Raw genomic sequence first — 25673 nt, forward strand, 5'->3', positions numbered from 1 at the left:
GGCAGTGTCGACTATCCGTCGTTGTTCCGCTGGTGGGACCGGCCGTAGCGTCGCGTGTACACATCCGGTTCGGAGGCACCGTGCTCGATCCAGCCGCTCCCCAGCTCGTCGTGAACAGTCGCACCCTCTATTTCAGCTGGCTGCCGGCGGACCCCGACGCGGTCGCCGCCCTGGTCCCCGCAGGGCTGTGCGTGCGCCCCGACCGTCAGGTGTTCCTCAACCAGTACGTCGTCGACGACGAGACGCAGACCTCCGGCTTCGGCGCGTACTCGCTCACCTACCTCGGCGTCTCACTGCTGGGTGTGGACGCGCCCGGGGGCCTCAACCCGGGCGGCTGGTGGACCCATTACGTGGCCTCCAGCCGGCGGGTCCGGGAGTACGCTGCCGCGCGCGGCGCCCCGGTGCACGCCGGCCGTACCCGGATCGTCGTGCACGGCGACTGCCTGGTGGCCGAGACGGAGATCGACGGGACGCCGTTGATCCGGGCCCGGTGCCGGGTGGGGGAGACCGGGCACGTCATCAGCAGCGGCCACCACCGCTACTTCACCCGCCGCGACGACCAACTGCTCAGCTCGGCGTACCCCTTCGTCGCGGAGCCGGTCGCCCCGTTCGAGATCGAGTCGGTGGAGTTCCTCCAGCCCGGCCACCCGATCTACGACCTGCGTCCGGCCAACCCGCTGACCATCGGCTTCGGCTACTACTCGCCACGCTCCTCGTTCGCCTACCCCGGCGGGCTGAGCGTGCACCCGGTGGCCGCGCCGGAGCCGGCCCGACCGGTTCACCAGGTGCCGGCCAGCCTCGCGCGCAGCGGCCTGCCGTCCGGGTCGTAGACCAGGCGGTACACCGGCAGGGCCCAGCTCCGGGTGTACCACGGCAGCCGGTCCGGGCGGTGTGGGCGCAGTCGTCCGGGCGGTCGTTCACCCACCTGACCGTCGTCGTACCACCGCTGGAGCGCGTCGGCGGCGGCCGTGATCGCCGCGACGGCGTCCGCCGGGTCCAGCAGGTCGGCGTCGTCCCCGCCGTCCGGGTCCCGGTCCAGGTGCTCGCGCCAGAGACGCAGCCGCAGGTCCCGGGCGAAGACCCGGGCGCCGTCGCCCTGGCCGGCGGGATCGGCGGGCGCCCGCTGGTCGCGGGTGTCGTCGAGCACCGCGCAGGACAACTCGCTGTCGTGCGTCCAGGACCGGCGGTTGAAGTTGTCGCTGCCCACACTGGCCCACACGTCGTCGACCACGCACACCTTCGCGTGCACGTAGACCGGGCCGCCGGCGTGGTTCTCCACGTCGAACACGTGCACCCGGTCCGGCGCGGCCCGTTCACACAGCGACAGCGCCTGCTCGCGCCCGACCATGTTCGGCGGCAGCGCCAGCCTGCCGTCCACGTCCGGGTGCCGGGGCACGACGGCGACCAGGTGCAGGTCCGGGTTGTCCCGCAGCGCGTGCGCGAAGAGGTCGGCCACCTCCGCCGACCACAGGTACTGGTCCTCCAGGTAGATCAGCCGTCGGGCGCGGCGTACCGCCTTGGTGTAGCCCCGGGCGACGGTCCGCTCCCCGTTCGGCGCGAACGGGTAACGGGGGCGCACGGCGGGGTAGGTGCGCAGCACCTGGATCTGGTGCGGGCCGCAGGGCGGCGGATCGGCCGGCTGCGCGGGCAGCGGGTCCGGACGCAGGTCGGAGCCGCGCAGCCGGTCCCGCAGGTAGGCCATCGGGTTCTCCGAGTCCAGCGGCATCGGGTCGGTCCAGCGCTCCCGGAACAGCGTGTCCAACGCGCCGACCACCGGACCGCGCACCGCGAGCTGCACGTCGTGCCAGGGCGGGTTCGGCCCGTACCTCGCCGACATCTGCACCGGTTGCGGGTCACCGTGGTGCTCGGCGTCGTCGCGGCGGCTGTGGCACAGGTCGATACCGCCGGCGAAGGCGACGTCCCGCTCCGGCGCGCCCGGGTGTCGCAGCACCACGAGTTTCTGGTGGTGTGACCCGCCACGGCGGACCCGCTGGTCGAGCAGCACCTCGCCGCCGGCCGCGGAGATGGCCTCGCTGAGGTCGCGGTTCTCCGCCTCGCTGTACGCGAGTACGTCGAGGTGGGAGCGCCAGATCAGGCCCTTGACCACCACCCCGCGCTGGGCGGCCCGGGCGAAGAGCTGGGCCACCGTCGGTCCGTCCGGGCGCAGGCGCTGGTCGGGGTCGCCGCGCCAGTCGGTGAAGAACAGGTGGTCGCCCTCGCCCAGCGCCTCCACCTCGTCGACCAGCCGGTCGAAGTACGCGGCGCCGTGAATCAAAGGCTCGGCCAGGTTTCCCGTGGTCCAAACGGGTATGCCAGAGGCCGGGTTGGCGCGTTCCTCAGCGGTGAGAAACCAGTCCTGCGACGGCACCGTCCAGCCCTCCTGGAGGTCGGCAACGTCCTCACCGTAGGACCCCCGACTCGGGTCCGCACGCCAGGCCCGCAGACCGGTGACCTGGCCAACGTCAACGCCAGCGACGCGACAACAGCCGAGGAGGCCAGACCATGCCCCGCGACACGACGAACCCCGTAACCGAGAACCGCGAGCCGGCGGTGGAGAGCGAACGGGGTGCGCTGGTAGCGGTGTTGCTGATGGTGATCCTGGGCGTCGCCGGGATCTTCGCGGTCTCCTGAGGCGGTGCCGGCGCTCCCGGGACGAACCGGAAGCGCCGGCGTCCTGCTCAGGGCCGTGCGCCCTGGCCGTCGGTGTGCGGCAGCCGTTCGGCGGGGATCACGCCGAGGCGGCCGGCCTGGAAGTCCTCGAACGCCTGGAGCAACTCGTCGCGGGTGTTCATCACGAACGGGCCGTACTGTGCCACCGGCTCCCGGATGGGCTGCCCACCCATGATGTAGAGGTCCAGCGCGGGGGTCCTGCTGTCCTGCGTGGTGTCGGCGGCGAACCGCAGCGCGTCGCCCGGACCGTGCACCGCGAGTTGGCCGGTACGCACCGGCCGGCGCTCGGTCCCGACGGTGCCGCGACCGCCCAGCACGTACACCAGGGCGTTGAACTCGGGCCGCCAGGGCAGGTCGACCTGGGCCCCCGGCTGCACGGTGACGTGGGTGATGGTGATCGGGGTGAAGGTCGAGCCCGGGCCGCGGTGCCCGGCGACCTCGCCGGCGATGACCCGGATGAGCGCGCCGCCGTCGGGGGTGCTGAGCAGCGCCGACTCCCGACCCCGGATGTCCTGGTAGCGGGGCGGGTTCATCTTGGCCGACCGGGGCAGGTTGACCCAGAGCTGGGTGCCGTGGAAGAGCCCGCCGCTGACCACCAGGTGCTCCGGCGGCGCCTCGATGTGCAGCAGGCCGCTGCCCGCCGTCATCCACTGGGTGTCGCCGTCGGTGATGGTGCCGCCGCCGCCCTGCGAGTCTTGGTGGTCGAAGACGCCGTCGATGATGTACGTGACCGTCTCGAAGCCCCGGTGCGGATGCCACGGGGTGCCCTTCGGCTCGCCCGGCGCGTAGTCGACCTCGCCCATCTGGTCGAGGTGGATGAACGGGTCCAGGTCGGCGGTCGACACCCCGGCGAAGGCGCGCCGGACCGGGAAGCCCTCGCCCTCGAAGCCGCTCGGCGCCGTGGTCACGCTGCGAACCCTGCGGAACGCGGTGGTCTCGTCGAGGCGGGGGAGGCGGGGTAGGACGAGAACGTTGTCGACGGTGATCGCGGGCATCGGAGGCTCCTAGTTCGTGGTGTGGGTGCTCGTGGTGGCCCGGGACGCCCGCAGGCGTTCACCGAGCCGGTCGAAGACCCGGGTGAGGCAGGCGACCTCGGCGTCGTCGAGGTCGTCCATCAGGTGGGTGCGCACCGACGCCAGGTGGTGGGGTGCGGCTTCCCGCAGGACGAGCAGGCCGGCGGCGGTGAGCACCGCCTCGCTGCCGCGCCGGTCGTCCGGGCACGGCTCCTTGCTGACCAGGCCCCGGCGCTGCATGGAGGAGACCTGGTAGGTGAGCCGGCTGGGCGAGAAGATCAGCCGGTTGGCCAGCTCGCCCATCCGCAGACGTTGACCGGGCGCCTCGGAGAGCAGGACGAGCACGTGGTAGTCGGCGAAGCTGAGGTCGCTGGCGGCCCGCAGGTCCTCTTCCAACTGGGTGTAGAGCCGCTGGCTGGCCTCGATGTAGGCCCGCCAGGCGGCCTCCCGCGTGCTGCCCAGGCTCTCGGTCATGCCCACGACGATAGCACTATTTCAAAATTTAACTAGTTTGCCGGAGCGTGGCCTGGCTCACTAATATGCCGGCTTCCTAGCTGGGTATTCCAGCTTTGAAAGAAACATTCCGGCGGTGGTGCGCCGGCCGGTGTGTCAGACTCCGGCCTCGTGGAACACGTGCACCTCACCGTCGACGACCTGCTGCTGCGTCCCTGGCACGACGAGGATGCTCCGGCGGTACGCGACGCTCTCCGGGACCCGGCCATTGCCCAGTGGAACCCGCAGGGTGGCGGCCCGATCGACGACGAGGCCGCGCTGCTCTGGGTGCGCCGCCGCGCCGACTGGTCCGCCGACGACCACGTCTCGCTGGCGGTGACCCCGGCGACCGGCGGCGACCTGCTGGGCTCCGTCTCGCTGCACCGCATCCACGACGGCGACGCGTCGATCGGCTACTGGACGACGCCGGCGGCGCGCGGGCGCGGCGTGGCGTCGCGCGCGGTCGCCGGGCTCACCGACTGGGCGTTCGCCAGTCTCTCGTTGCACCGGGTGGAGTTGTGTCACGCCGTGGCCAACCCGGCGTCCTGTCGGGTCGCCGACCGGGCCGGCTACCGGGCCGAGGGCACGCTGCGCGAGTCGTACCGCTACGGCGACGGCCGCCGCTACGACGAGCACCTGCACGCCCGGCTGGCCAGCGACCACTAGCGGATCACTCGGTAACCCGGCTGAGGAAGGCGGCGAGAGCGGCCCGGGTGCGGTCGACCTTCTCCGCCAGCGTCAGCGTCTCGTGCATCCGCGGCCCGGCGTGCTTCCTGCCCCGCAGGTACAGCGAGCAGGCCAGGTCGGAGCAGGCGTAGATGCCCACCGAGTTGCCCTGCCGCCCACCGGAGCCGGCCTTGCGGGCGGTCATCAGCGACACGCCGTCGCCGCTGTGCGTGGTCAGGCAGAGCGAGCACATGCTGCGGCGGGTGCGGCCGGTCTGCTGCGGCGCGACCCGGAGCGCCACCCCGAGCAGCCCGTCGTCGGTCTCGGCGACCAGGTAGGCCCGCTGCGGCGCGGCCGGATCTCGCCAGCCGAGAAAGTCGAGGTCGTCCCACTGTCGCAGGCCGAGGTCGTTCGGCAGGGCCAGCCGCTTCGACTCGCCCTGGGTCAGGTTGACGAAGGAGGTGCGGATGGAGGATTCGGTTGCGACTAACATAGACTTTAGCCTAGTTCCCCTAGGCAAATGATTAAGGGAGTGTGGTGGATGGCACGTGCCGGGCTGACCATCGAGCGCCTGACGCTGGCCGCGGCCGACCTGGCCGACGAGGTGGGCGTGGAGAACGTCACCGTCGCCGCGCTCGCCCGCCAGTTCGGGGTGAAGGACGCGAGTCTGTACTTCCATCTCAGGAACGCGGGGGAGCTCCGTGTGCGGATCGCCCTGCTGGCGTTGGCGGAGCTGGCCGACCGGGTCGCCGCCGCGCTCGCCGGGCGGGCCGGCAAGGACGCGTTGGTGGCCTTCGCCAACGCGTACCGGGACTACGCGCGAGCGCACCCGGGCCGCTACGCCGCCATGCAGATCGACCTCGACCCGGAGACGGCCGCCGCGAGCGCCGGCGTCCGGCACGCCGAGATGACCAGGGCGATCCTGCGCGGCTACCGGCTCGCCGAGCCCGACCAGACCGACGCGGTCCGGATGATGCACAGCACCTTCCACGGGTTCGTGAGCCTGGAGAGGACCGGCGGCTTCCGGCACACCCCGCGCGGCACCGACGAGTCCTGGATCCGCACGCTCGACGCCCTGGACGCCGTGCTCACCAACTGGCCGCCGCGCTGAGCGGCCACCGGACCAGGGCATAGGCTCGACGACGTGGATGACCTGGAACTGGCCGACTGGCGGGAGCGGGTGGCCCGGCTGTACCTGTCCGACGCCGACCTGGCCGGCTTCCGCGCCGGCCGTGACGAGCTGTTCGCCACCCACCCGCAGAGCCCGATCCCACCTGCGGACCGGCCGAACTTCACCGGCCTGCGGTACTTCCCGCCCGACCCGGATGCTGTGGTCGAGGCCCCGCTACGCCCTGCCAGCGGCGAGCTGCGCATCGACACCGGCGGTCCGGACGGGGTGGTCGCGTACCGGAGGGTGGCGGTGGCCGAGACGCGGTGGGGTCCGCTGACGCTGTGGTGGATCGAGGCGTACGGGGGCGGGTTGTTCGTCCCGCTGCGCGACGGCACCTGCGGGCGGGAGAGCTACGGGGGCGGCCGGTACCTCACCGACACCGTGAAGGGCACCTTCGGCCGGGGCGTCGAGCTGCTGCCCGGCGACCGGGTCCGGCTGGACGCCAACTACCTCTACAACCCGAGCTGCGCCTACGACGACCGCTGGGCCTGCCCACTGGCGCCACCGGAGAACCGGGTCGACGTGCCGCTGCGAGCCGGCGAGCTGGCGTACCACGACTGACCGTCCGCCGCCCCGCCCCCCTTTCCCGCCCCCCTTTCCCGCGATCTTGCACTTTCTGCTGCGGCATAGAGTGCATTACGGGCATTTCGGCGTACGCAAGTGCAAGATCGACGCGGGTGGACGGGGGCGACCGCCCCGGCGACGCCGGGGCGGCCGTCCGAACCTTCGCTCAACGGTTGGTCGCGCTTGAACCGGGCACCTGCATGCGAGCGAGCAACTGTCGGGCCTGGTCGGCGAGCGGGGCGTCGACCGTCACCGCGTACCGGCCGGCCCGCAGCGAGCTGGCCGAGGTGAAGTCGCGCTGCCCGCCGGTCATCGCGTGCGCGACAGCGCCGAACACGGCGCCCCAGATCGCGCCGATGACCAGCCCGACCAGGATCACCGCCAGCCAGTTGCCGACGGTGAAGATGCCGAACAGCAGGCCGATGAAGAGCCCGAACCAGGCGCCGGTACCGGCGCCGAGCAGGCCCGCGCGACCGGTGGTCATCCGCCCGAGCACCGTCTCCACCAGGGTGAGATCGGTGCCGACGATGGCGCTGTGCTCCACCGGGAAGCGGTTGTCGGCCAGATAGTCGACGACCCGCTGCGCGGCCGGATAGTCCGGATACGAGCCGATCGTCACGGTCGGCGGACCGGTCTCCGGCCCGTGGCCGTCACCGCCCGGCGTGGACACCCGCCCGGCCGGCCCGGACGGCAGCAGGTCACCACCCTGTGTGCCGGACCGCCACGCGGCGGTCGGCCCCGAAGCTGACGTCATGAGCATCCTCCCTCGTCAGCTCCCGGCGTTCCCCGCCAGGCCGACCGGTAACGCCGGACCCGCCGTCGCCGGGGCAGGGGAATGCGGGGAGGCCGCCCGGGTAACCAGTCGGGTGCGGAGCGGACAGATCAGCGACTACGGCCTCCTCGCCGACGGGCGTAGCGCGGCGCTGGTGGACCAGAACGGCTCGGTGAACTGGTGGTGCCCGGGCCGGTTCGACGCGCCGTCGGTCTTCGCCCGGTTGCTCGACGACGGTGCCGGGCACTGGTCGATCCGGCCGGAGGACGACTACACGGTCGAACGCCGCTACCTCGACGACACCCTGGTGCTACGGACGGTCTTCCGTACCGCGCGGGGTGAGGTCGCGCTGACCGACGCGCTCGCGTTGGAGCCCGGCGCGCGCGGTCACGACATCGGGATGGAGTCACCGCAGGTGCTGGTCCGGTCGGTGCGTGGGCTCTCCGGCACGGTGCCGATGCGGGTGCTCTACCGGCCACGCTTCGAGTACGGACGCACCACCGCGTACCTGATCGAGCGGGAGGACATGCTGGAGGCCATCGCCGGGGCCGCCCGGCTCACGATGCGCGCCAGCGTGCGGATGAACGCCGGCGACGGCGAGGCGACCGCGACGTTCACCGTCCGCGCCGGCACGAGCCACACCTTCACCCTGGGGTACGCCCCGACCTATGACTCCCCGTTGCCGCAGGTGCCGGACGCCGACTCGGCCATCGCCGACACCGTCGCGGGCTGGCGGTCCTGGGCCGACCAGCACAACTACCAGGGGCTCTACGCCGACCAGGTACGGCGCAGCCGACTGGTGCTGCGGGGCATGACCTACGGACCCAGCGGCGCGGTGGTGGCGTCGGTGACCACGTCGTTGCCGGAGAAGCTCGGCGGGAACCGCAACTACGACTACCGCTACGTCTGGGTGCGCGACTTCAGCCTCACCCTGCGGGCGCTGTGGCGGTCGACCTGCTACACCGAGGTGCAGCGGCAGTTCGCGTGGTTGGGCCGGGCGATGGGCCGCGTCGACGAACGACCCGTACCCATCATGTACGGCGTGCTGGGGGAGCGCGACCTCACCGAGCACCGCCTGGACCAGCTCGGTGGCTACCGGGACAGCCCGCCGGTGGTGATCGGCAACGACGCCTGGCAGCAGCGGCAGACCGACATCTTCGGCGAGACGATGGACGCCGCCTGGTTGATGCGCGACGACCTGGAGCCGCTGAAGCACGAGGTGCGCCACCTGCTGCGGGTGCTCGCCGACGAGGCCGCGCGGAACTGGAAGCTGCCCGACGCGGGAATGTGGGAGGAGCGGGGCGTCGAGCACCACCACGTCTCCTCGAAGGTGCAGTGCTGGGTCGCCCTGGACCGCGCGGTACGGTTCGGCGACCGGCTGGGCGAGCCGCCGGACGTCGCCCGTTGGGCGGCAGCCCGCGACGAGGTACGCGCCCAGGTGCTCACCCGGGGGTGGAGCGAGCGGCTCCAGTCGTACACCGGGCGTCTCGACACCGACGACCTGGACGCCTCCGTGCTGATCATGCCGCTGGTGGGGTTTCTCCGGGCCGACGACCCGCGGATGCGCGCCACGATCCACGCGGTGGAGCGCCAACTGTCGCACGACGGCCTGCTGCGACGCTGGGACGGTGACCCGGCGGGCTTCCTCATCTGCTCGTTCTGGCTGGTGTGCTGCCTGGCGTTGGCCGGTGAGCGGGACCGGGCGCACGAGCTGTTCCATGCGCTGGCCGGACGGGTGAACGACCTCGGCCTGTTCGCGGAGCAGATCGACCCGCTGACCGGCGAGCAGGTCGGCAACTTCCCGCAGGCGTTCTCCCACATCGGCCTGATCAACGCCGCCGGGGTGCTGACCGACGTCGAGCGCGACCCGACGCTGCGCAGCCTGGGCACGTCCCCGCCCCACTTCACCCCGGCGCGATCCTGAGGCGGCCGGCCGGGCGGCACAATGTCGGAATGCGTCTGGTGCTCACGGCGGACACCCACCTACCCAAGCGGGCCCGTGACCTGCCCAGGGCCCTCTGGGCCGCCATCGAGGACGCCGACGTGGTGGTGCACGCCGGTGACTGGGTGGACGAGAGCCTGCTGGATGCCCTGACCGCGCGCTCACGCCGGCTGATCGGGGTGTACGGCAACAACGACGGCCCGGCCCTGCGCGCCCGGCTGCCGGAGGTCGCCCGAGCCGAGCTGGACGGCCTGCGGGTCGCCGTGGTGCACGAGACCGGGCCGCGCGCCGGCCGGGAGAAGCGGTGCGCGGCCCGCTTCCCCGACGTCGACCTGCTGGTCTTCGGGCACTCACACATCCCCTGGGACACCGAGGCGCCCGGCGGGCTGCGGCTGCTGAACCCCGGCTCACCCACCGACCGCCGCGCCCAACCCCACGCCACCTACCTGACCGCCGACATCCGCGCCGGCCACCTGACCGAGGTAAAACTCCACAACCTCCCCCACCGCTAAACCCCGACGCCCAGCGCGTCCTCGCGGGTCCGCGCCCGTGCCCGGGTCCGCGGGCCCGCTCCCGCGGCCCGTCCACGTCGATCTTGCACTTTCTGCTGCGACATAAGCGGCACAAGGGGCATAACCTCGACCAAAAGTGCAAGATCGACGGGGGCCGGGGCCGGGGCCGGGGCCGGGGCCGGGGCCGCCCCGGCCCGCCCCGGCCCGGCCCGGCCCGGCCCGGCCCGCCCCGCCCCGGCCCGGCCCGGCCCGGCCCGCCCCGCCCCGGCCCGGCCCGGCCCGCCCCGCCCCGGCCCGGCCCGGCCCGGCCCGCCCCGCCCCGGCCCGGCCCGGCCCGCCCCGGCCCGGCCCGGCCCGCCCCGGCCCGGCCCGCCCCGCCCCGGCCCGCCCCGCCCCGGCCCGGCCCGCCCCGGCCCGGCCCGGCCCGGCCCGGCCCGCCCCGGCCCGGCCCGGCCCGGCCCGGCGCGGCGCGGGGCGGGGCGGCGGGGGGAGTACGGGGAATGTGCGGCGGGGGGCTACTGGCCTCGGCCTGTTTCGGCTTGGAGTTCGTCGATGCGCTTGGACGCCTCGGCCTTGGTCAGGTCGTCGGGCACGTCCGCGTTGGCCTCCCGGGCCAGGGTGGCCAGGTAGGACTCCTGGGCCGCTGTCGGCGGCTCGTCGCCGGTGACCCACTCGTCCGGGTCCTTGATCGCGCGCGGGTCGGTGTGCTCGTTGTTGCGGTCCGTCATGGCCATCACCCTTTCTTCGAACAGGTGTGCCACTACCCCGATACCGTGTCGTTCATGCCTGCCGGGCTTCCGCCTGCCGGGTCGCCCCCTACGATCACCGGATGAGCGTGGACCGGTCGGGTGTGGTGGTGGTCGGGGCGGGTATCGCCGGCGTGGCCTGCGCGGTCGAGTTGACCCGGGCCGGGGTGCCGGTGCGGGTCAGGGAGCGGGGGCACGTGCGCGGCGGCCGGATGGCCAGCAAGCGATTTCAGGGGCGGCCCGCCGACATCGGGGCGGCGTACTTCACGGTCGACGACCCGGACTTCGCCGAGGTGGTCGAGCGGTGGCGCGCGGCCGGGCTGGTCCGGGAGTGGACCGACACCTTCCAGGCGTACGGCCCTGGCGGGCGGCACGAGGTGCCGGGTCCGATGCGCTTCGCCGCCCCGCGTGGCCTGCGCTCGCTGGTGGAGCACCTGGCCGACGGGGTGCCGGTGACCGTCGACCGGCTGGTGCTCGGGGTGGAGCCGGGGCCCGTGGTGGACGGCGAGCGGTGCGCGGCGGTCGTGCTGGCCATGCCCGGCCCGCAGGCCGCCCTGCTGCTCGACCCGGCGCTGACCGAGGCCACCCGGGTCGTGCAGGCGCAGCGCTGGTCGCCGACGCTGGCCGCGGTGCTGCGCTTCCCGACCCGACGGTGGCCGGGCTTCCGGGGCGCGTTCGTCAACGACCACCCGATTCTCAGCCTCGTCTGCGACGACGGCGACCGGCGCGGGGACGGCGCGCCGGTGCTTGTCGCGCACACCGTGCCGGACTTCGCCGCCGGCCACCTGGCCCAGCCCACCGGGGCCGGGCCGGCCATCGAGCAGGCCGTCCGGGACCTGCTGGGGCTGCCCGAGCCGGCGGTCGACACGCACGTGCACCGCTGGACGTACGCGAAGCCGACCGGTGACGTCCCCGCCGTCACCCACCACCTCGACGCCGACGGGATCGGCCTGGCCGGCGACGCGTTCGGCGAGCCGAAGGTGCAGAGCGCCTGGCGTTCCGGGACGGATCTCGGCCGTGCGTTGGTCGCCCGCCTGGGCTGAGCCCTCGCGCTCAGGCGTGTCCGGCCGCTGCGACCGGGCGGGCGTCGTCGTCCCGCTCGGACGGGTCGGCGGTCCGCTCGCCCTCGGCGTCGAGCAGTTGCATGACCGGTGTCGCGGCGATGCCGTGCACGACCACGGAGACGAGCACCACCAGACCGACGGTCGCCCAGATCAGCTCGGCCTGCGGGAAGTCCGCCTTCGTGGTGGCGTACGCGAGGTAGTAGAACGAGCCGACGCCGCGGATGCCGAACGACGAGATGACCCAGTGTTCGGCCGGTCGACCCCGCGCGCCACGCAGTGACAACCAGCCGGTCAGCGGTCGGATCAGGAACACCAGCGCCAACCCGACGGCGGCGGCCGGCCAGGTGAGCGGCGCCAGCAGGCCACCCACTATCGCGCCGCCGAGCAGCAGCAACAGCACCAGGGTGAGCAGCCGTTCGACCTGTTCGGCGAAGTCGTGCAGCACCGAGTGGAACTCGTGGGTCCGCTCGGCGGCGCGGATGGCCCGCGCGGCCACGAACACCGCCAGGAAGCCGTACCCGCCGATCACCTCCACCAGCCCGTACGCGAGGAACGTGGCGGCCAGCGCCAGGAAGCCCTCGGCGTGCCGGGCCAGCCGCAGCTCGCTGGGCGCGCGGAAGAACAGTTTGCCGAGCAGCCAGCCGATGAGCAGGCCACCGCCGACGCCGACGCCGACCTTCCAGAGCACGTCGACGGCGAACCACTCGGCCAACCAGTCGCCGGGGGCGAGGCTGGTCGAGGCGATGGCGATGGCGGCGTAGACGAACGGGAACGCCAGCCCGTCGTTGAGGCCGGCCTCGGAGGTCAACGCGAAGCGGACCTCGTCCTCGGAGTCCTCCACGTCGGTCGGCTCGCCGACCTGCACGTCGGCGGCGAGCACCGGGTCGGTCGGGGCGAGCGCGGCGGCCAACAGCAGCGCGGCGGCCGGCACCAGCCCCGCCCACCACCAGCCGAGCACTGCCACCGCCGCGATGCACAGGGGCATCGCGATCGCCAGCAGTCGCCAGGTGGACGACCACCGCCGCCAACTCAACGGCCGGTCGATCTTGAGTCCGGCGCCCATCAACGCGACGATCACACCGATCTCGGTGAGGTGGGTGGCCAGCTCCGGGTGGGCCAGCGGGTCCGGTGTCGGCAGGCCGACCGGCAGCAGGAACACCAGCATGCCGAGGGCGAGGAAGGCGATCGGCATGGACAGCGGGCGCTGCTCCAGCACCCGAGGGAGGATGCCCGCCAACAGGGCGCCCACGCCCACCAGCGCGAACGCGACATCTACCGGCTCCACGGCACCACCTTTCCGCCGCACCCGCGACGCGCGGGGCAGGTGGTGACAGACCATGCCCCGCGGGGCTCCCCGCTATGCGCGCACGGGCCGGTGAAAAGGAGTGGGTCTCAGCGGGGCCGGACGAGTGGCGAGGTCGTCAACTCGTCGAGCAGCGCGCCTGGGTCGTCGTACACCGCCACCGCGCCGGCGCCGGCCAGCTCGCCGCGGCTGGTCCCCCCGCAGGTCAGTCCCACGCAGGGGATCTGCAACGCGCCGGCCGCGGCGACATCCCACACGGAGTCGCCGACGAACACCACCCGCTCGGCGGCCAACCCGGACTGCTCCAGCGCGGCGACGAGGATGTCCGGCGCCGGTTTGCTCTGCTGGGCGTCGCTGGAGGAGGTGACCGTGTCGATCACGTCGTCGGCGGCCAGCGCCCGGCGCAGCGACTCCACCTCGGGACCCGAGGCGGAGGTGGCGAGGACGACCCGCAGCCCTCGCTCGGCGCAGGCGCGCAGCAGGTCGGCGGCCCGGGGCAGCGGTGTGAGCCGTTGCCAGTACTCGGCGTAGAGGGTGTCGTGGGCGTCGCGTAACCGCGTGTCGCCGTCCCGGTCCCGCTCCGGGCCGAGGAGGTGGTCGAGGAGTTTGTCCGACCCCATACCGATCGAACGGTGCACACTCGCCATCGGCACCTGCTGGTCGGTCTGCCGTAACGCCTCCCACCAGGTCACCGTGTGCAGGTAGGTGGTGTCGACAAGGGTGCCGTCGACGTCGAAGAGCACCCCGGCGGGCCGATCGGTACGCATGGGTGTCCTCCTGCCCGTCCGATGGTCTTACTAACGCGGCGTCAGGATCTCGAACCAGACCGTGGAGCCGCGGACCGACGGGTCGGTGCCCCAGGCGTCGCTCAGCTCCTCGATCAGCCCGAGACCCCGCCCACGACTGCTCAACGTGTCGGTGCGGGCGCGGGTCACGGTGCCCCGGGTGCCGGAGTCGGCGACCGAGACCAGCAGCCGTTCGGGGCTGAGGTCGATCTCCACCCGGGCGGCGGTGCCGGCGTGCAGCAACGCGTTGGTGGTCAGCTCGCTGGTGCAGAGCACCGCCGCTCCGATCACCGACTCGGGAACCTGCCACTCGGTGAGCTGCCCGGTGAGCCAGTGCCGGACCCGGCTCGGCGCGGTCGGCTCGGCCGGCACCTCCATGCTCGCCGACCGACTCGGCATGAGCGCGTGCTCGACCGCCAGCACCGCCACGTCGTCCTCGGTGCCGCCCGGGATCGCCGCGGTGGCCACCGCACAGAGCGCGCGCGGGTCACCGCTGCCGGCCTTCGCGACCGCCTCGCCGAGGGTGGCCAGGCCGGCGCTGAGACTCTGCCGGCGACGTTCCACCACCCCGTCGCTGAACAGCAGCAGGGTGTCGCCCGGCCGGAACGCGACGGTCGCGGTGCCCGGCCGTCCGCCCAGGCCGAGTGGAGGGCCGGCCGGGACGTCGACGTACTCGGCGTGGAACCGACCCTCCGGGCCGCCGCGGCGGATCAGCGGCGCGGGGTGACCGGCGCTGGCCACTGTCAGCTCCCGCCGGTCGGCGTCGATCACCCCGAACGCCACGGTGACGAAGAGTTCGTGCGTGCCGGCCTCCGCGCCGAGGCTGGTCACCAGCCGGTCCAGGCCGGCGAGCACCGCGTCGGGCGCGGGGTCGGCCAGGGCCAGCGCGCGCAACGCGGCCCGGACCTGCCCCATCCGCGCGGCGGCCTGCACGTCGTGGCCGGCGACGTCACCCAGCACCACACCGAGCGCCCCGTCGGGTAGCAGGAACGCGTCGTAGAAGTCGCCGCCGGCCGCGTTGCCGTCCACACCCGGGTCGTAGCGGGCCGCGAGCCGTAGCCGGGGCAGGTCGGGCAGGTGCTCCGGCAGCATGCTGCGTTGCAGCAGTTGGGCGGTGCCGTGCTGGGTCTCGAACCGGCGGGCCCGCTCCGCGGCCTGGCCGATCAGCTCGGCCGACGCGGCCAGCAGCGCCCGTTCGGCGGGCGACCAGGTATGCGGGGCCTGGTAGCCGACCGCCAACCCGCCCCGGACCACCGAGGTGCCCAGAGGTAGGGCGGCCATGGCCCGGACCTTCTGGTCGTGGCGGTCCACGGCGGTGTCCCGCAGCGGTTGCCCGTCGCGGACGAACGAGGGAGCGCTGGAGCGGGCCGCCTGCACCACCGGGGCCGACCAGTCCGGCGCGGCCCGCCGCCAGAGCGGGGGAAGCCGTTCGTCGGCCTCGTCCAGCAACTCGCCACGGACGCGGCGCACCATGCGCCAGCCGCCGCCGCCCTCGTCGACGGCGAACGAGGCCTGGTCGGGGTCGAACGTGGTGATCGCGTACCGCAGCGCCACCCGGGCCACGTCGTCGAGAGTGAGCGTGCCGGCGAGCGCCGCGGCCACCTGGCTGAGGCTCTGCAACTGCTCGGTGACGTGGGTGGTCTCGGCCGCCACCGTCAACACGCCCACGATCCGTCCGGTGCTGTCGCGTACCGGCGAGTGGCCCCGGGTGAAGACCGCCTGCCGGGCCGTCGCGGAGTGCCCCCGCACCAGCGGCAGCGTGGACTCCTTCTCCAGGAACGGCACTCCCTGCCGGTAGCAGCGCTCGACCACGGCGCCGACCCCCGGCAGCGCCCAGATCTCCGCGAACACCTCGGCGGCCGGACGGCCGAGGGCCCAGGGATGGCTGGCGCCCAGCAACTCCGCGTAACCGTCGTTGTAGAGCAGGACGAGGTCGTCGCCGTAGGCCAGGACCATCGGCATGGGCGAGGCGAGGATCAGCTCGATCACGGCCCGGACCGCCACGTCCCAGGACTCGGGTGGGCCCAGGGGGGTGCTCGCCCAGTCGTGCGCGAGCACGGCAGCGGTCGCGCCGGACCGGTCGGGTGCGCCCGGGCCCGGAGTTGCTGGCGTGGGGACTCGCCCGACCGTTCCTGGCATGTCCGCAGCCTAGTCGGCCGGTCGAAAGAGGTATCCGACCGCGGCGGGTGGGCCGTCGCCCCGGTCGTCGACCCGACCGTCCGGGCAGTTCACGGCCCCTGTTCGGGGTTCTGTCGGAAAAAACGCCGCATGCTGCGCGGACTGCCGGACCGGTTGCCGGGTATGCGCCCGGCGCAGTTCCATGCGACAGGAGGGGACATCATGCTGAAGACCCTCGCGGTCCGGCAGGCCGACATCGGCGATGCCATCGCCGACACCTGGAGGTCGGTGCTGCTCTTCATCCCGAAGGCAGTGGCCTTCATCGTCATCCTCGTGGTCGGCTGGCTCATCGCCAGAGCCGTCCTCAAGATCGTGGATACGGTGCTGGAGCGGGTGCGCTTCGACCAGGCGGTCGAACGGGGTGGCATCAAACGGGCCCTGGAGAGAACGAAGTACGACGCCAGCGACATCCTGGCCAGACTGGCGTACTACGCCGTACTGCTGTTCACGTTGCAGTTCGCCTTCGGAGTCTGGGGACCCAACGCGATCAGTGACCTGATCAGCGGCGTGGTGGCCTGGCTGCCGCGAGCGTTCATCGCGATCGTCATCGTGGTGGTCGCGGCCGCGATCGCCAACGCCGTCCGGGATCTGGTCACCGGGGCGCTGGGGGGACTCTCGTACGGCAAGGTCCTCGCCGACCTGACGGCGATCTTCATCATCGCCCTCGGCGTGATCGCCGCGCTGAACCAGGTGGGTATCGCCACCACGGTGACCACGCCGGTCCTGATCGCGGTGCTCGCCACGGTGGCCGGCATCCTGATCGTCGGTGTCGGTGGTGGCCTGGTGAAGCCGATGCAGAGGCGCTGGGATGGCTGGCTGGACCGGGCTGCGAGGGAAGCCCGGGCGGTGCAGCAGCAGCGTCAGGCCCAGTCGGCCGGACGCAGCGACGTGGAGCGGCAGATGGCCGACCGCGGGGGCGACCGTACGCAGGCCATGCCACGGGTGGACGAGGCCCAGCAGTACCGCTCGTAACGGGACGTACCGTACGGCAGGTGGGAGGGTGTTCCGCGGACGACGCGGGACGCCCTCCTCGCGCGTCAGTCCCGGTCGAGGGCGCGGGCCAGCGCGCAGACCGCGAGCAACCGGGCGAGCGGCCACTCCGGGTTGCTCCAGTCCACCGGCCCGACCGGCGGCGACCACCCGTGCTCCAGGGCCGCGGAGCGGACCCCCTCGGCGTAGCCGGCCAGCGCCGCGCTGGTCAGCGGCCGGCGGTCCCCGTCGAGGCTGTCCCGTACGGCGGCGGCGTGCTGGTCGACGAGGGCCAGCAACCCCGGACGCGCGGCGGCGGCGGCCAGCCCGACCGTGCCGACGGAGACGGTGAGGGCGGCCAGGGTGGACCGCGCCGAGTCGACGGCGGTACCGGAGGCGACCCGGTGGAACGGCACACGCATGGTGACCGAGGCTAACCGACAGGTGACGGCGTCGACCTCGGCCGCTCGGCGGATGTCGGCTGCGCCACCGGGGTGAACGTCGCTGACCCCGAGGGTTGATCCGGCGCAGACGGGGCAGCAGGTGATCCGGCGCCGAAAGCGGCACCGCGGAGGCCGCCGGAGGCGGCACCGGCATGGAGGGCCGCCGGAGGCGGCACGCGGCACGGAGGTACGGATGGGACAGCAGGCGGATGGGCCGGACGAGCGGCACCGGCGACCGGACGGGGTCAGCGACGCGACGGTGGCCGCGCTCGGCAAGCTCAGCGAGGCGCTTGAGTGTGTGGAGCGGGCCCGGGGGCACCTGTACTCCCTGCACCAGTTGATCGGGCACGCCGACCTGATGCTCGACGACGCGGTGCGACAGTTCCGCGACGCCGGGCACGCGCCGATCGCCGAACGGATCGACACGGAGCTGGTGGGCCGCAACGTCATCGCAGGACGGTGGACGTTCCAGATCGTCGAGGACTTCGACGACGGCTACCACGCGCTCTTCCGCGAGCTGGACCAGTGGGCCCGCGACGAGTTGGTGGGTGGACGGCGGCACCTGTACGAGGCGGAGATGAAGGAGCGCCGCCGTACCCGGGGACGGCCGGGGCACGAGGCCCGGCCGGAGGAGACGAGTTAGTCGGTCGCGTCGGCCGGACGACGCCGCGCCGCGTCGTCGGCGATGATCACGGTGGCCACCATCAGCGCGACGCAGAGGCTGAACAGCCAGGAGTCGTCGCTGACCAGCCAGGCGGACACGGGTGCCTGCAACGCCGCGAGCAGGAAACCGAGCCAGGCGAGCCGGCGCTGACGCGTCGAGAGGATTCCGGAGCCTTGATGCATCCCGAAATTCTTACGCGAACACGCCGCTTTGCCGTCCTCCGATCGGCCGATTCTGGATGAGCTGTCCGTTTTCTCGACCGTACGGACACGACTTCTTTGCGCGGCGCGCGATCGGGTGCCGACGACGTTAGGGTGCGCCTGCGGCAGGATGGTGAGTCGTGTCGACCCCGCCCGCGCGCCCCCGCGCCTCGCTGCTCCTGCTGGCCTACCTCGCCTTCGTCAGCCTCGGCCTCCCGGACGGGCTGCTCGGCGTCGGCTGGCCCTCGATCCGCGACGACTTCGGCGTACCGACCGAGGCGGTCGGGTGGGTGATCACCACCGGCACCATCGGTTACCTCACCTCCAGCGTGCTGGCCGGCTTCACGTTGGCCCGGATCGGCGTGGGCGCCCTGCTCGCCGGCAGCACCGTGCTGGCCAGCCTGGCGCTGACCGGCTACTCGCTGAGCCCGGCGCTGGTCGTGCTGGTGGCCTGTGCGCTCCTGCTCGGGCTCGGCTCCGGCGCGATCGACTCCGGGTTGAACGCGTACGCCGCCGGGGCCTTCGGGCCGCGGCACATGAACTGGATGCACGCCTTCTTCGGGCTGGGCGTGGCGATCGGCCCGCTGATCATGACGGCCGTGCTGAGCGCCGGGCTGGCCTGGCGCTGGGGGTACGGCATCGTGGCCGCCGCCCAGCTCATTCTCGCCACCGCGTTCGCGCTCACCGTCCGGGCCTGGCAGCGCGGGGCGCTGAGCAGCGCCGACGCGGACACCGCGGGCGCGGGGGCGTCGAGCGTCCGGGTGCCGGTCCGGGACACGTTGCGGCTGCCGGCGGTCTGGTCCGGAACGCTCGCCTTCGCGCTGTACGTGGCGATCGAGGTCTCCGCCGGGCTGTGGGCGTTCCTGCTGTTGACCGAGGGGCGTGGGCTAAGCGCGGCGGTGGCCGGCGGCTGCGTCTCGGCGTACTGGGGAAGTCTCTTCGTCGGCCGGGTCGTGCAGGGCGTGGTGGCCGAGCGGTTGGGGGCGGGGCTGGTGCTGCGGCTCAGCCTCGTCGGGATGGTCGTCGGCGCGGCGCTGATCGCGGTCCCCGGACCGGCGGCGCTGGCGGTGCTCGGCCTGGTCGTGGTCGGCTTCGCCGCCGCGCCGGTGTTTCCGCTGCTCACCCTCACCACCGCCGAACGGGTGGGCGCGGCGCACGCGGATCGCGCCATCGGGTTGCAGATCGGCGCGGCGGGCATCGGCGCCGCGCTCGTGCCGGCCGGACTGGGCGTGCTGATCGGCAACACCTCGGTGCAGGTGTTGGGCTCGGCACTGCTGGCGCTCGCCCTGGGGTTGCTCCTGCTGCACGAGTGGGGGGCGCGCCGCCCGGCCGCGGGCTCGCCCGTTTCGGTGCTGCCCGCCCAGCCGGCCGCGCCGGATCAGACGTCCGGCCCGGTCCGGCCGGTGGTGGACGGGCGGTAGGCGCGCTGCGGGTCGGTGGCCTCCCGGGTGTTGCCCGGCCCGTCGCGGTCGGCCGCCGCCGGACCGTGTCCGAAGGCCGCCTCTTCGCCGGCATCGTTGGCGGTCACGTCGTCGGCCTGCCCGTCGAGGGTGGAGCCCGACACGGCGCGCTCCAACTCCTCCAGCGGCAGCCGTTCCTCGTCCCGCCACACCCTGTTGTCATCTGTCATGTCCACAGCCGTACCCGGGCCGATTGATCGCAAACGGCGCCGGACAGCACGATGGCCGCCGGGAACTCCGGCGGCCATCGGGCGACAGTGCTGCGGGTCAGGGCTGCGGGCGGTCCACCGAGCCCCGCCACGCGCCGGTCTCCTGACCGCGTCGCTCGATGAAGGTCTTGAACCGCTCCAGGTCACCCTTGGCCCGGCGGTCGACGATGCCGAGCTTGTCGCCGGCCTGCTCGACCACCCCGTGCGGCTCGAACTCGAGTTGCAGGGTGACCCGGGTCTTGTCGGCGTCGAGCCGGTGGAAGGTGACCACGCCGGCCTGCTCGGTGCCGTCGGTCGAGCGCCAGGCGACCCGCTCGTCCGGGAGCTGTTCGGTGATCTCCGCGTCGAACTCGCGCTTCACCCCGGCGATGTCCACCGTCCAGTGCGTCATCGTGTCGGAGAGCTGTCGGACCTCCTGGACGCCCTCCATGAACTGGGGGAACTCCTCGAACTGCGTCCACTGGTCGTATGCGGTGCGGACGGGAACGGAAACGTCGACGTGTTCGGTGACATTACCCATCGGGAACCTCCTTCAGTCGCTGGTGGATTGCCGGGTCGGGGGCGACCCGCTCACCAGCGCGTTGTCTCGTTCTTGTTGCCCAGGGCGGCCCAGACCTCGGACACCGTCTGGTAGACGGTGCCCTCGGGCAGCCGTTGCAGCGCCGCCACGATGTCGTCGGGCGCCTCGTTCTCGCGGGCGCTGGCGACGAGCACCAGGCGGTCACCCGGCAGCGCGCTCATCGAGATGAACCGGCCCAGCCGGCTGCGCTGCTCGACGTCGGTGGAGCTCATGCCCTGCGGGGTGCCGGTGCGCAGGTCACCGCCCGGGGCGGTGGTCGTCTCCGGCTGGTCCTCCCCGGCCGGTTCCGGCACCCGCGACTCGTCGACCCGCGAGCCGCCGGTCCCGGGGCCCTGCACGAGCCCGCTGACCTCCTGACTCAGCTGCTCGTCGATCCTCGGTCCGTGCTTGCTGTTGCCACGCTCCATGCCTTCTGCGCTACCCGGCACCCCGCCCGGTAAACCGGCACCGGACCACGAACCGGCAGTCGCGCCGGCCCCGGATCGGACAGTCGGCGCGCGGGCGGAGGTCAGTCGTCGGCGGGCCGGCGTGGCGGCAGCACCGGGTCCTCCGGGTCCGAGTCGCCGGCCTGCAACCGCCGCCCACGCTGCACCTCCGCGTTGATCTGCACACCGAGCATCAGCGCCGAATTGGACAGGTAGAGCCAGACCAGGAAGGCGATGGCCGCACCCAGGCTGCCGTAGGTGGTGTCGTACGAGCCGAAGTTCGCCACGTAGAGGCCGAAGCCGAAGGAGGCCACCACCCAGGACACCAGGGCCACCGCGCCGCCCGGGGTGAGCCAGCGGAACCGTGGTTGCCGCACGTTCGGGGCGATCCAGAACAGCAGGGACAGCAGCACCATCATGATCATGGCGAGCACCGGCCACTTCGCGACGCTCCAGGTCGTGCGGGCCAGGCCGCCGGCGTTGATCAGGTCGCCGACCGCGTCGGTGACCGGGCCGCTGACGATCAGGCCGAGGGCGACCACCGCGAGCAGCACCAGCGTGACGGCCGCCAGGCCGATCTGCAGCGGACGCAGCTTCCACACCGGTCGACCCTCGGTCACCCCGTACACGGCGTTGGAGGCGCGGGTGAACGCGCCGATGAAACCGGACGCGGACCACAGCGCGCCGAGCAGGCCGAAGCTCAGCAGCAGCCGCGGGTTGCTCTGGTCGACCACCACCGACCGGATCACCCCGACGACTCCGCCGTTGTCGTCGGTCAGCACCGACCCGGCGCCGACCTGGTTGGCCAGGTCGACAACGGTGTCCACGGTCTGCTCGCCCGAGGAGACCAGGCCCACCAGCGCCACCACCACGATCGCGGACGGAAAGAGCGCGAGGACCCCGTAGTAGGTGAGCGCGGCGGCCCAGTCGGAGCAGTTGTCGGTGACGAAGTTGCGGACGCTGCGGACCAGCACCCCACGCCACGTCCGCCAGCTCAGCTGCCGTACCCGCCGGGGCACCCGCGCGCGCGGTGCGCCGTCGAGCGTCGTTCCGGGCTCCATGGTCGTCATGCCCGCTCCCTGCGCCCCGGCCGCCGGATGACCGGTCGTCCGGTCTGGCCTGGCCCGCCGGTACCCGGATGGGGAAATCGACAAACCCGCCCAGCGGCCGGCGCCGCCCGCTAGGGTTTGCCGCCGCCCGAGCGGGGAACGGTCATGGTGACACTGTCGACACGGAGGAGGACGAGATGCCCGGGCGCGAGGACATGCCCAGCACGCTGCGACGCTCCCCGGACAAGGCGCAGCGCACCTGGGAGAAGACGCACGACTCGGCGGTCGAGACCTACGGCGAGGGGGAGCGGTCGCACCGGACCGCCTTCGCCGCCGTGAAGCACCAGTTCGAGAAGGTGGGCGACCACTGGGAGCCGAAGGGCCGCAAGGGCCCCAGCGACCAGCAGGCCGAAGGTGGCGGACCGGAGCGGCGCGCCCCCACCGCCGGTGGAGTCGACGCCAACGCCACGAAGGACCACCTGATGTCGGTGGCCCGCAAGCTCGACGTGCCCGGCCGCTCCAGCATGACGAAGCCGGAGCTGGTCACGGCGATCGAGAAGGCCAACGACCGCGCCACCCGCAAGGCCCGCGGCGACTGACCGCGCCGCGCGTGGCGCACCCCTCGACGCGGTACGGGCGGGCGCTCCACCCCTGCGTCCGCCCGTGCTGTCCGCCTCACCAGTGCCCGCCGCCCGGCGCCTCGATGTGCACCGCCTTCGTGGCGGTGAACTCGTCCAGCAGCTCCGGGCCGTACCCGAAGCCCTGCCCACTGGCGCGGCGCGGGTGCGCGGCACCGCCGGGCGCGCCCCCGAACACCGCGTTGACCTTGACGGTGCCCACCGGCAGCTCCCGCCAGGCCCGCTGCGCGTGACTCATCGACGCGGTCAGCACGGTGGCGGCCAGCCCGTACGGCGAGTCCGCAGCGCAGCGCAACGCCTCCTCGAACGAGTCGACGACCACCACGGGAGCCACCGGCCCGAACGTCTCCTCCCGCACCAACGGCATGTCGTGCCGGCAGTCGGTGACCACGGTCGCCGGGTAGAACGCCCCGGGCCCGTCCGGCACCTCGCCACCCACCCGCACCCGGGCGCCGGCCGCCACCGCCGCCGCCACCTGCCCGTGTACGTGGTCCCGGTGCCGCCGGTCGACGAGCGGGCCCAGCTCGGTGCCCGGGTCCCGACCGGGTCCGACCCGCAGCGCCCCGGCCCGCCGCACCAGCGCGGCCACGAAGTCGTCGGCAACGTCGCGGTGCACGTAGATCCGCTCCACCGCCACGCAGATCTGCCCCGCGTTGGCGAACGCGCCGAGGGCCGCCTGCTGCGCCGCCCACTCCGGGTCGACACCCGCGTCCACCACCAGCGGGTCGCTGCCGCCGTTCTCCAGCAGCACCTTCGCCCCGGTGCGCGCCGCCGCGGCGGCGATCGACCGCCCGGTCGCGGTGGCACCCACGTGGGCCACCACGTCGACCTCCTGCGCCGCCAGCGCGGCACCGACCTCCGGGCCGCCGGTGAGCAGCGACAGCACCCCGGCCGGCAGCGCCCCGTCCAGCGCGCGGGCCAGTAGCCAACCGGTCGCCGGTGTCCGTTCACTCGGCTTGTACAGCACCACGTTGCCGGTCACCAGCGCCGCGCCCAGCAGGCCGCAGGAGACCGCCACCGGGTCGTTCCACGGGGTGATCGCGGCGACCACGCCGCGGGGCTGCGGGGTCAGGAAGTCCACCGCGTCCGCCGCGCCGTTCAGCGTGCGCCCGCCGCGCAGCGGCGCCAGCTCCGCGTACTGTCGCAGGGTGCCGATGCCCGCCTCGACGCCGCCGCGGGCGTCCGCCAACGGCTTGCCCATCTCGGCGGTGACCGCCGCGGCCAACTCCTCGGTGACCGCCGCGACCGCGTCGGCGGCCCGGTGCAGCGCGGCCGCCCGCTCGGCCGGCGCGGTCGCCGCCCACTGTGCCGCCACGTTGCGGGCCGCCTGGGTAGCCTTGCCGACCTCGTCGGCAGTCGCCACCGGCGCCGTGCTCACCGGCGTGTCGTCGGCCGGATCACGCACCACCAGCTCGCCGCCGTCACCGCCGGCGCCCCACACCCCGCCCACCAGCTGCGCAACCGTGTACATGCGGCGCTGCATGCCCGGGGCCGGTCGCGGCAAACGCGTTTCGTCCGGTCGCGTGCCGGGTAGGCGGATCGGATGACAACCACCGCCGCACCGAGCGCGGACGCCGTCGTCGTCGGGGCCGGTCACAACGGCCTGGTGGCGGCCAACCTGCTGGCGGACGCCGGCTGGGAGGTGGTGGTGCTGGAGGCGACAGCGGTGCCCGGCGGCGCGGTCCGCTCCGCCGAGGTCACCGCGCCCGGCTACCTGAGCGACCTCTACAGTTCGTTCTACCCCCTGGGGTACGCCTCACCGGTGCTGGGCGGCCTCGACCTCGGCCGCTACGGGTTGTCCTGGCGGCACGCGCCGGACGTGCTGGCCCATCTGCTGCCGGACGGCCGCGCCGCGGTGATCAACCGGAACCCGGACGTCACCGCCGCGTCGCTGGAGCAGTTCGCGCCCGGTGACGGCAAGCGCTGGCTCAACGCGTACACCGACTGGGTCGAGGTGGCCGAGCCGATGCTGGACGCCATCACCTCGCCGTTCCCACCGGTGCGCGGCGGGTTGGGTCTGCTGCGTCGGCTCCGGGTCGCCGGCGCGCTGCGGCTGGCCCGTCGGCTGGTCGTACCGGTCCGCAAACTCGGCGACGAACTCTTCGACGGGCCCGGCGGGCCGGCGCTGCTGGCCGGGTGCGCCCTGCACACCGACCTGTCCCCGGAGGAGGCCGGCTCCGGCGTGTACGGGTGGCTGCTGGCCATGCTCGGGCAGCAGGTCGGCTGGCCGGTGCCGGACGGCGGCGCGCAGCAGATCACCAACGCGCTGGTGGCGCGGCTACAGCAGCGCGGCGGCGCGATCATCTACGGCGCCCGGGTCGACCGGGTGCTCACCGCCCGGGGTCGGGCGATGGGCGTGCGCACCGTCGGTGGCGCGCTGTGGCGGGCCCGTCGGGCAGTGCTCGCCGACGTGCCGGCGCCGGCGCTCTATCTCGACCTGGTCGGCGCGGCGGCGCTACCGCCACGGCTGGTGGAGGACCTGGCGCACTTCCGTTGGGACGGCTCGACGCTCAAGGTGGACTGGGCGCTCTCCGCGCCGGTGCCGTGGACGAACCGGGAGCTGAGCGGCGCGGGCACCGTGCACCTCGGCGCGGACCTGGACGGGCTCACTCACTACGCCGGCGAGCTGGCCCGGGGCGAACTGCCCCGCGACCCGTTCCTGCTGGTCGGGCAGATGTCGGTTGCCGACCCGGGGCACTCCCCGCCGGGCACCGAGTCGCTCTGGTCGTACACCCATCTGCCGTTCCGGCCCGACTGGCGGGCCGAGGACGTCGCCGGGCACGTGCAGCGGATGGAGGACGTGCTGGAGGCGGCGGCCCCAGGCTTCCGGAGCCTGATCGTCGGTCGACACGTGGCCGGGCCCGCCGATCTGGAGAAGGGCAACCCGAGCCTGGTCGGTGGCACCCTCGGCGGCGGGACCGCCGCGGCGTACCAGCAGCTGTTCCTGCGGCCGATTCCCGGCCTGGGCCGGGCGGACACCCCGGTGGACCGGCTCTTCCTGGCCAGCGCGTCGGCGCACCCGGGCGGCGGGGTGCACGGCGCGCCCGGCGCGAACGCGGCCCGCGCCGCCCTGGCCCGCGACCGTGCCCTCACCGGCCGGGCCTACGCCGCAGCAGTCGCCACCGCCCACCGCGCCATCTACCCAGACTGAGCCACCC

29 protein-coding genes are annotated in these 25673 nt (G+C 73.4%); 13 read left to right on the forward strand and 16 right to left on the reverse strand.

The features are described 5' to 3' along the window. Window positions 1-80: 80 nt before the first annotated feature. Window positions 81-830: a hypothetical protein gene (locus tag O7634_RS20190; RefSeq protein ID WP_278151676.1), complete on the forward strand. Its 750-nt coding sequence runs from the start codon at window positions 81-83 to the stop codon at window positions 828-830. Here O7634_RS20190 and O7634_RS20195 read toward each other — a convergent pair. After that, complete coding sequence (locus tag O7634_RS20195; RefSeq protein WP_278151677.1) at window positions 779-2368, reverse strand: phospholipase D-like domain-containing protein; 1590 nt, start codon at window positions 2366-2368, stop codon at window positions 779-781. The two genes, O7634_RS20190 and O7634_RS20195, sit on opposite strands and share 52 nt — an antisense overlap. A 134-nt stretch (window positions 2369-2502) precedes the next feature. On the opposite strand from O7634_RS20195, the gene O7634_RS20200 reads away from it, so the two are divergent. After that, on the forward strand, window positions 2503-2631 hold the full coding sequence (locus tag O7634_RS20200; RefSeq protein WP_255750115.1) for a hypothetical protein: 129 nt from the start codon (window positions 2503-2505) through the stop codon (window positions 2629-2631). Between the two features lie 47 nt (window positions 2632-2678). Here the strand turns inward: O7634_RS20200 and O7634_RS20205 are convergent, their stop codons facing one another. Both O7634_RS20205 and O7634_RS20210 read right to left on the reverse strand, forming a co-directional pair. Continuing rightward, a complete protein-coding gene (locus O7634_RS20205; protein WP_278151678.1) occupies window positions 2679-3665 on the reverse strand; it encodes a pirin family protein in 987 nt (328 codons plus the stop codon). 9 nt (window positions 3666-3674) lie between these two features. Continuing rightward, entirely contained in the window at window positions 3675-4157 is a 483-nt protein-coding gene (locus tag O7634_RS20210; RefSeq protein ID WP_278151679.1) for a MarR family transcriptional regulator, read from the reverse strand. 150 nt (window positions 4158-4307) lie between these two features. Between O7634_RS20210 and O7634_RS20215 the strand changes: the two genes are divergently transcribed. Beyond that, window positions 4308-4841 (forward strand): GNAT family protein, encoded by a 534-nt coding sequence (locus O7634_RS20215; RefSeq protein ID WP_278151680.1) that lies wholly within the window; start codon window positions 4308-4310, stop codon window positions 4839-4841. A 4-nt stretch (window positions 4842-4845) separates the two neighbouring features. On the opposite strand, the gene O7634_RS20220 is transcribed toward O7634_RS20215, so the two are convergent. Next, window positions 4846-5334 carry an FBP domain-containing protein gene (locus tag O7634_RS20220; RefSeq protein ID WP_278151681.1) on the reverse strand — a complete coding sequence of 163 codons (489 nt, stop codon included), beginning with the start codon at window positions 5332-5334 and terminating at the stop codon, window positions 4846-4848. Between the two features lie 48 nt (window positions 5335-5382). Between O7634_RS20220 and O7634_RS20225 the strand changes: the two genes are divergently transcribed. Continuing rightward, window positions 5383-5952, forward strand: a complete 570-nt coding sequence (locus tag O7634_RS20225) for a TetR/AcrR family transcriptional regulator (RefSeq protein ID WP_278151682.1) — start codon at window positions 5383-5385, stop codon at window positions 5950-5952. 33 nt (window positions 5953-5985) lie between these two features. Continuing rightward, window positions 5986-6573, forward strand: a complete 588-nt coding sequence (locus O7634_RS20230) for a DUF1684 domain-containing protein (protein ID WP_278151683.1) — start codon at window positions 5986-5988, stop codon at window positions 6571-6573. Between the two features lie 169 nt (window positions 6574-6742). On the opposite strand, the gene O7634_RS20235 is transcribed toward O7634_RS20230, so the two are convergent. Beyond that, window positions 6743-7330 carry a general stress protein gene (locus O7634_RS20235; RefSeq protein WP_278151684.1) on the reverse strand — a complete coding sequence of 196 codons (588 nt, stop codon included), beginning with the start codon at window positions 7328-7330 and terminating at the stop codon, window positions 6743-6745. Window positions 7331-7442: 112 nt separating this feature from the next. Between O7634_RS20235 and O7634_RS20240 the strand changes: the two genes are divergently transcribed. Continuing rightward, window positions 7443-9272, forward strand: coding sequence for a glycoside hydrolase family 15 protein (locus tag O7634_RS20240; protein WP_278151685.1), 1830 nt, complete (start codon window positions 7443-7445; stop codon window positions 9270-9272). 29 nt (window positions 9273-9301) lie between these two features. Next, window positions 9302-9802, forward strand: coding sequence for a metallophosphoesterase (locus O7634_RS20245; RefSeq protein ID WP_278151686.1), 501 nt, complete (start codon window positions 9302-9304; stop codon window positions 9800-9802). 515 nt (window positions 9803-10317) lie between these two features. Here the strand turns inward: O7634_RS20245 and O7634_RS20250 are convergent. Continuing rightward, window positions 10318-10530 (reverse strand): DUF3072 domain-containing protein, encoded by a 213-nt coding sequence (locus tag O7634_RS20250; protein ID WP_278151687.1) that lies wholly within the window; start codon window positions 10528-10530, stop codon window positions 10318-10320. Between the two features lie 122 nt (window positions 10531-10652). On the opposite strand from O7634_RS20250, the gene O7634_RS20255 reads away from it, so the two are divergent. Continuing rightward, window positions 10653-11591, forward strand: a complete 939-nt coding sequence (locus tag O7634_RS20255; protein ID WP_278154026.1) for an FAD-dependent oxidoreductase — start codon at window positions 10653-10655, stop codon at window positions 11589-11591. A 10-nt stretch (window positions 11592-11601) separates the two neighbouring features. Here the strand turns inward: O7634_RS20255 and O7634_RS20260 are convergent, their stop codons facing one another. The 3 genes from O7634_RS20260 to O7634_RS20270 form a co-directional block, all read right to left on the reverse strand. Beyond that, the gene (locus O7634_RS20260; RefSeq protein ID WP_278151688.1) at window positions 11602-12897 is read right to left on the reverse strand and encodes a cation:proton antiporter; all 1296 of its coding nucleotides are present in this window, start codon (window positions 12895-12897) and stop codon (window positions 11602-11604) included. 107 nt (window positions 12898-13004) lie between these two features. Continuing rightward, the gene (locus O7634_RS20265) at window positions 13005-13682 is read right to left on the reverse strand and encodes an HAD family hydrolase (RefSeq protein ID WP_278151689.1); all 678 of its coding nucleotides are present in this window, start codon (window positions 13680-13682) and stop codon (window positions 13005-13007) included. Window positions 13683-13712: 30 nt separating this feature from the next. Then, the gene (locus tag O7634_RS20270; RefSeq protein WP_278151690.1) at window positions 13713-15839 is read right to left on the reverse strand and encodes a SpoIIE family protein phosphatase; all 2127 of its coding nucleotides are present in this window, start codon (window positions 15837-15839) and stop codon (window positions 13713-13715) included. Window positions 15840-16040: 201 nt separating this feature from the next. Between O7634_RS20270 and O7634_RS20275 the strand changes: the two genes are divergently transcribed. Then, a complete protein-coding gene (locus O7634_RS20275; RefSeq protein ID WP_278151691.1) occupies window positions 16041-16850 on the forward strand; it encodes a hypothetical protein in 810 nt (269 codons plus the stop codon). A 65-nt stretch (window positions 16851-16915) separates the two neighbouring features. On the opposite strand, the gene O7634_RS20280 is transcribed toward O7634_RS20275, so the two are convergent. Beyond that, entirely contained in the window at window positions 16916-17269 is a 354-nt protein-coding gene (locus O7634_RS20280; protein ID WP_278151692.1) for a DUF6401 family natural product biosynthesis protein, read from the reverse strand. A gap of 214 nt (window positions 17270-17483) precedes the next feature. Here O7634_RS20280 and O7634_RS20285 point away from each other — a divergent pair, with 214 nt between their 5' ends. After that, complete coding sequence (locus O7634_RS20285; protein WP_278151693.1) at window positions 17484-17933, forward strand: hypothetical protein; 450 nt, start codon at window positions 17484-17486, stop codon at window positions 17931-17933. On the opposite strand, the gene O7634_RS20290 is transcribed toward O7634_RS20285, so the two are convergent. Then, complete coding sequence (locus tag O7634_RS20290; protein WP_278151694.1) at window positions 17930-18136, reverse strand: hypothetical protein; 207 nt, start codon at window positions 18134-18136, stop codon at window positions 17930-17932. The genes O7634_RS20285 and O7634_RS20290 overlap by 4 nt on opposite strands. 158 nt (window positions 18137-18294) lie before the next feature. Between O7634_RS20290 and O7634_RS20295 the strand changes: the two genes are divergently transcribed. Beyond that, window positions 18295-19575, forward strand: coding sequence for an MFS transporter (locus tag O7634_RS20295; RefSeq protein WP_278151695.1), 1281 nt, complete (start codon window positions 18295-18297; stop codon window positions 19573-19575). Here the strand turns inward: O7634_RS20295 and O7634_RS20300 are convergent. From O7634_RS20300 to O7634_RS20315, 4 genes are all read right to left on the reverse strand, one after another. Next, window positions 19533-19784, reverse strand: a complete 252-nt coding sequence (locus O7634_RS20300) for a hypothetical protein (RefSeq protein ID WP_278151696.1) — start codon at window positions 19782-19784, stop codon at window positions 19533-19535. The genes O7634_RS20295 and O7634_RS20300 overlap by 43 nt on opposite strands. A 97-nt stretch (window positions 19785-19881) precedes the next feature. Further along, window positions 19882-20343 (reverse strand): SRPBCC family protein, encoded by a 462-nt coding sequence (locus tag O7634_RS20305; RefSeq protein WP_278151697.1) that lies wholly within the window; start codon window positions 20341-20343, stop codon window positions 19882-19884. Between the two features lie 50 nt (window positions 20344-20393). After that, window positions 20394-20810, reverse strand: a complete 417-nt coding sequence (locus O7634_RS20310; protein WP_278151698.1) for a DUF2795 domain-containing protein — start codon at window positions 20808-20810, stop codon at window positions 20394-20396. Between the two features lie 101 nt (window positions 20811-20911). Continuing rightward, window positions 20912-21898, reverse strand: a complete 987-nt coding sequence (locus O7634_RS20315) for a YihY/virulence factor BrkB family protein (protein ID WP_278151699.1) — start codon at window positions 21896-21898, stop codon at window positions 20912-20914. A 176-nt stretch (window positions 21899-22074) separates the two neighbouring features. On the opposite strand from O7634_RS20315, the gene O7634_RS20320 reads away from it, so the two are divergent. Beyond that, a complete protein-coding gene (locus O7634_RS20320) occupies window positions 22075-22476 on the forward strand; it encodes a ChaB family protein (RefSeq protein ID WP_278151700.1) in 402 nt (133 codons plus the stop codon). A gap of 76 nt (window positions 22477-22552) precedes the next feature. Here the strand turns inward: O7634_RS20320 and O7634_RS20325 are convergent, their stop codons facing one another. Beyond that, a complete protein-coding gene (locus tag O7634_RS20325; protein WP_278151701.1) occupies window positions 22553-23986 on the reverse strand; it encodes an aldehyde dehydrogenase family protein in 1434 nt (477 codons plus the stop codon). Window positions 23987-24058: 72 nt separating this feature from the next. On the opposite strand from O7634_RS20325, the gene O7634_RS20330 reads away from it, so the two are divergent. Continuing rightward, the gene (locus tag O7634_RS20330) at window positions 24059-25666 is read left to right on the forward strand and encodes an NAD(P)/FAD-dependent oxidoreductase (protein WP_278151702.1); all 1608 of its coding nucleotides are present in this window, start codon (window positions 24059-24061) and stop codon (window positions 25664-25666) included. Window positions 25667-25673: the final 7 nt, after the last annotated feature.

The sequence above is a fragment of the Micromonospora sp. WMMD1120 genome, from assembly GCF_029626235.1.
Classification (GTDB): Bacteria; Actinomycetota; Actinomycetes; order Mycobacteriales; family Micromonosporaceae; genus Micromonospora.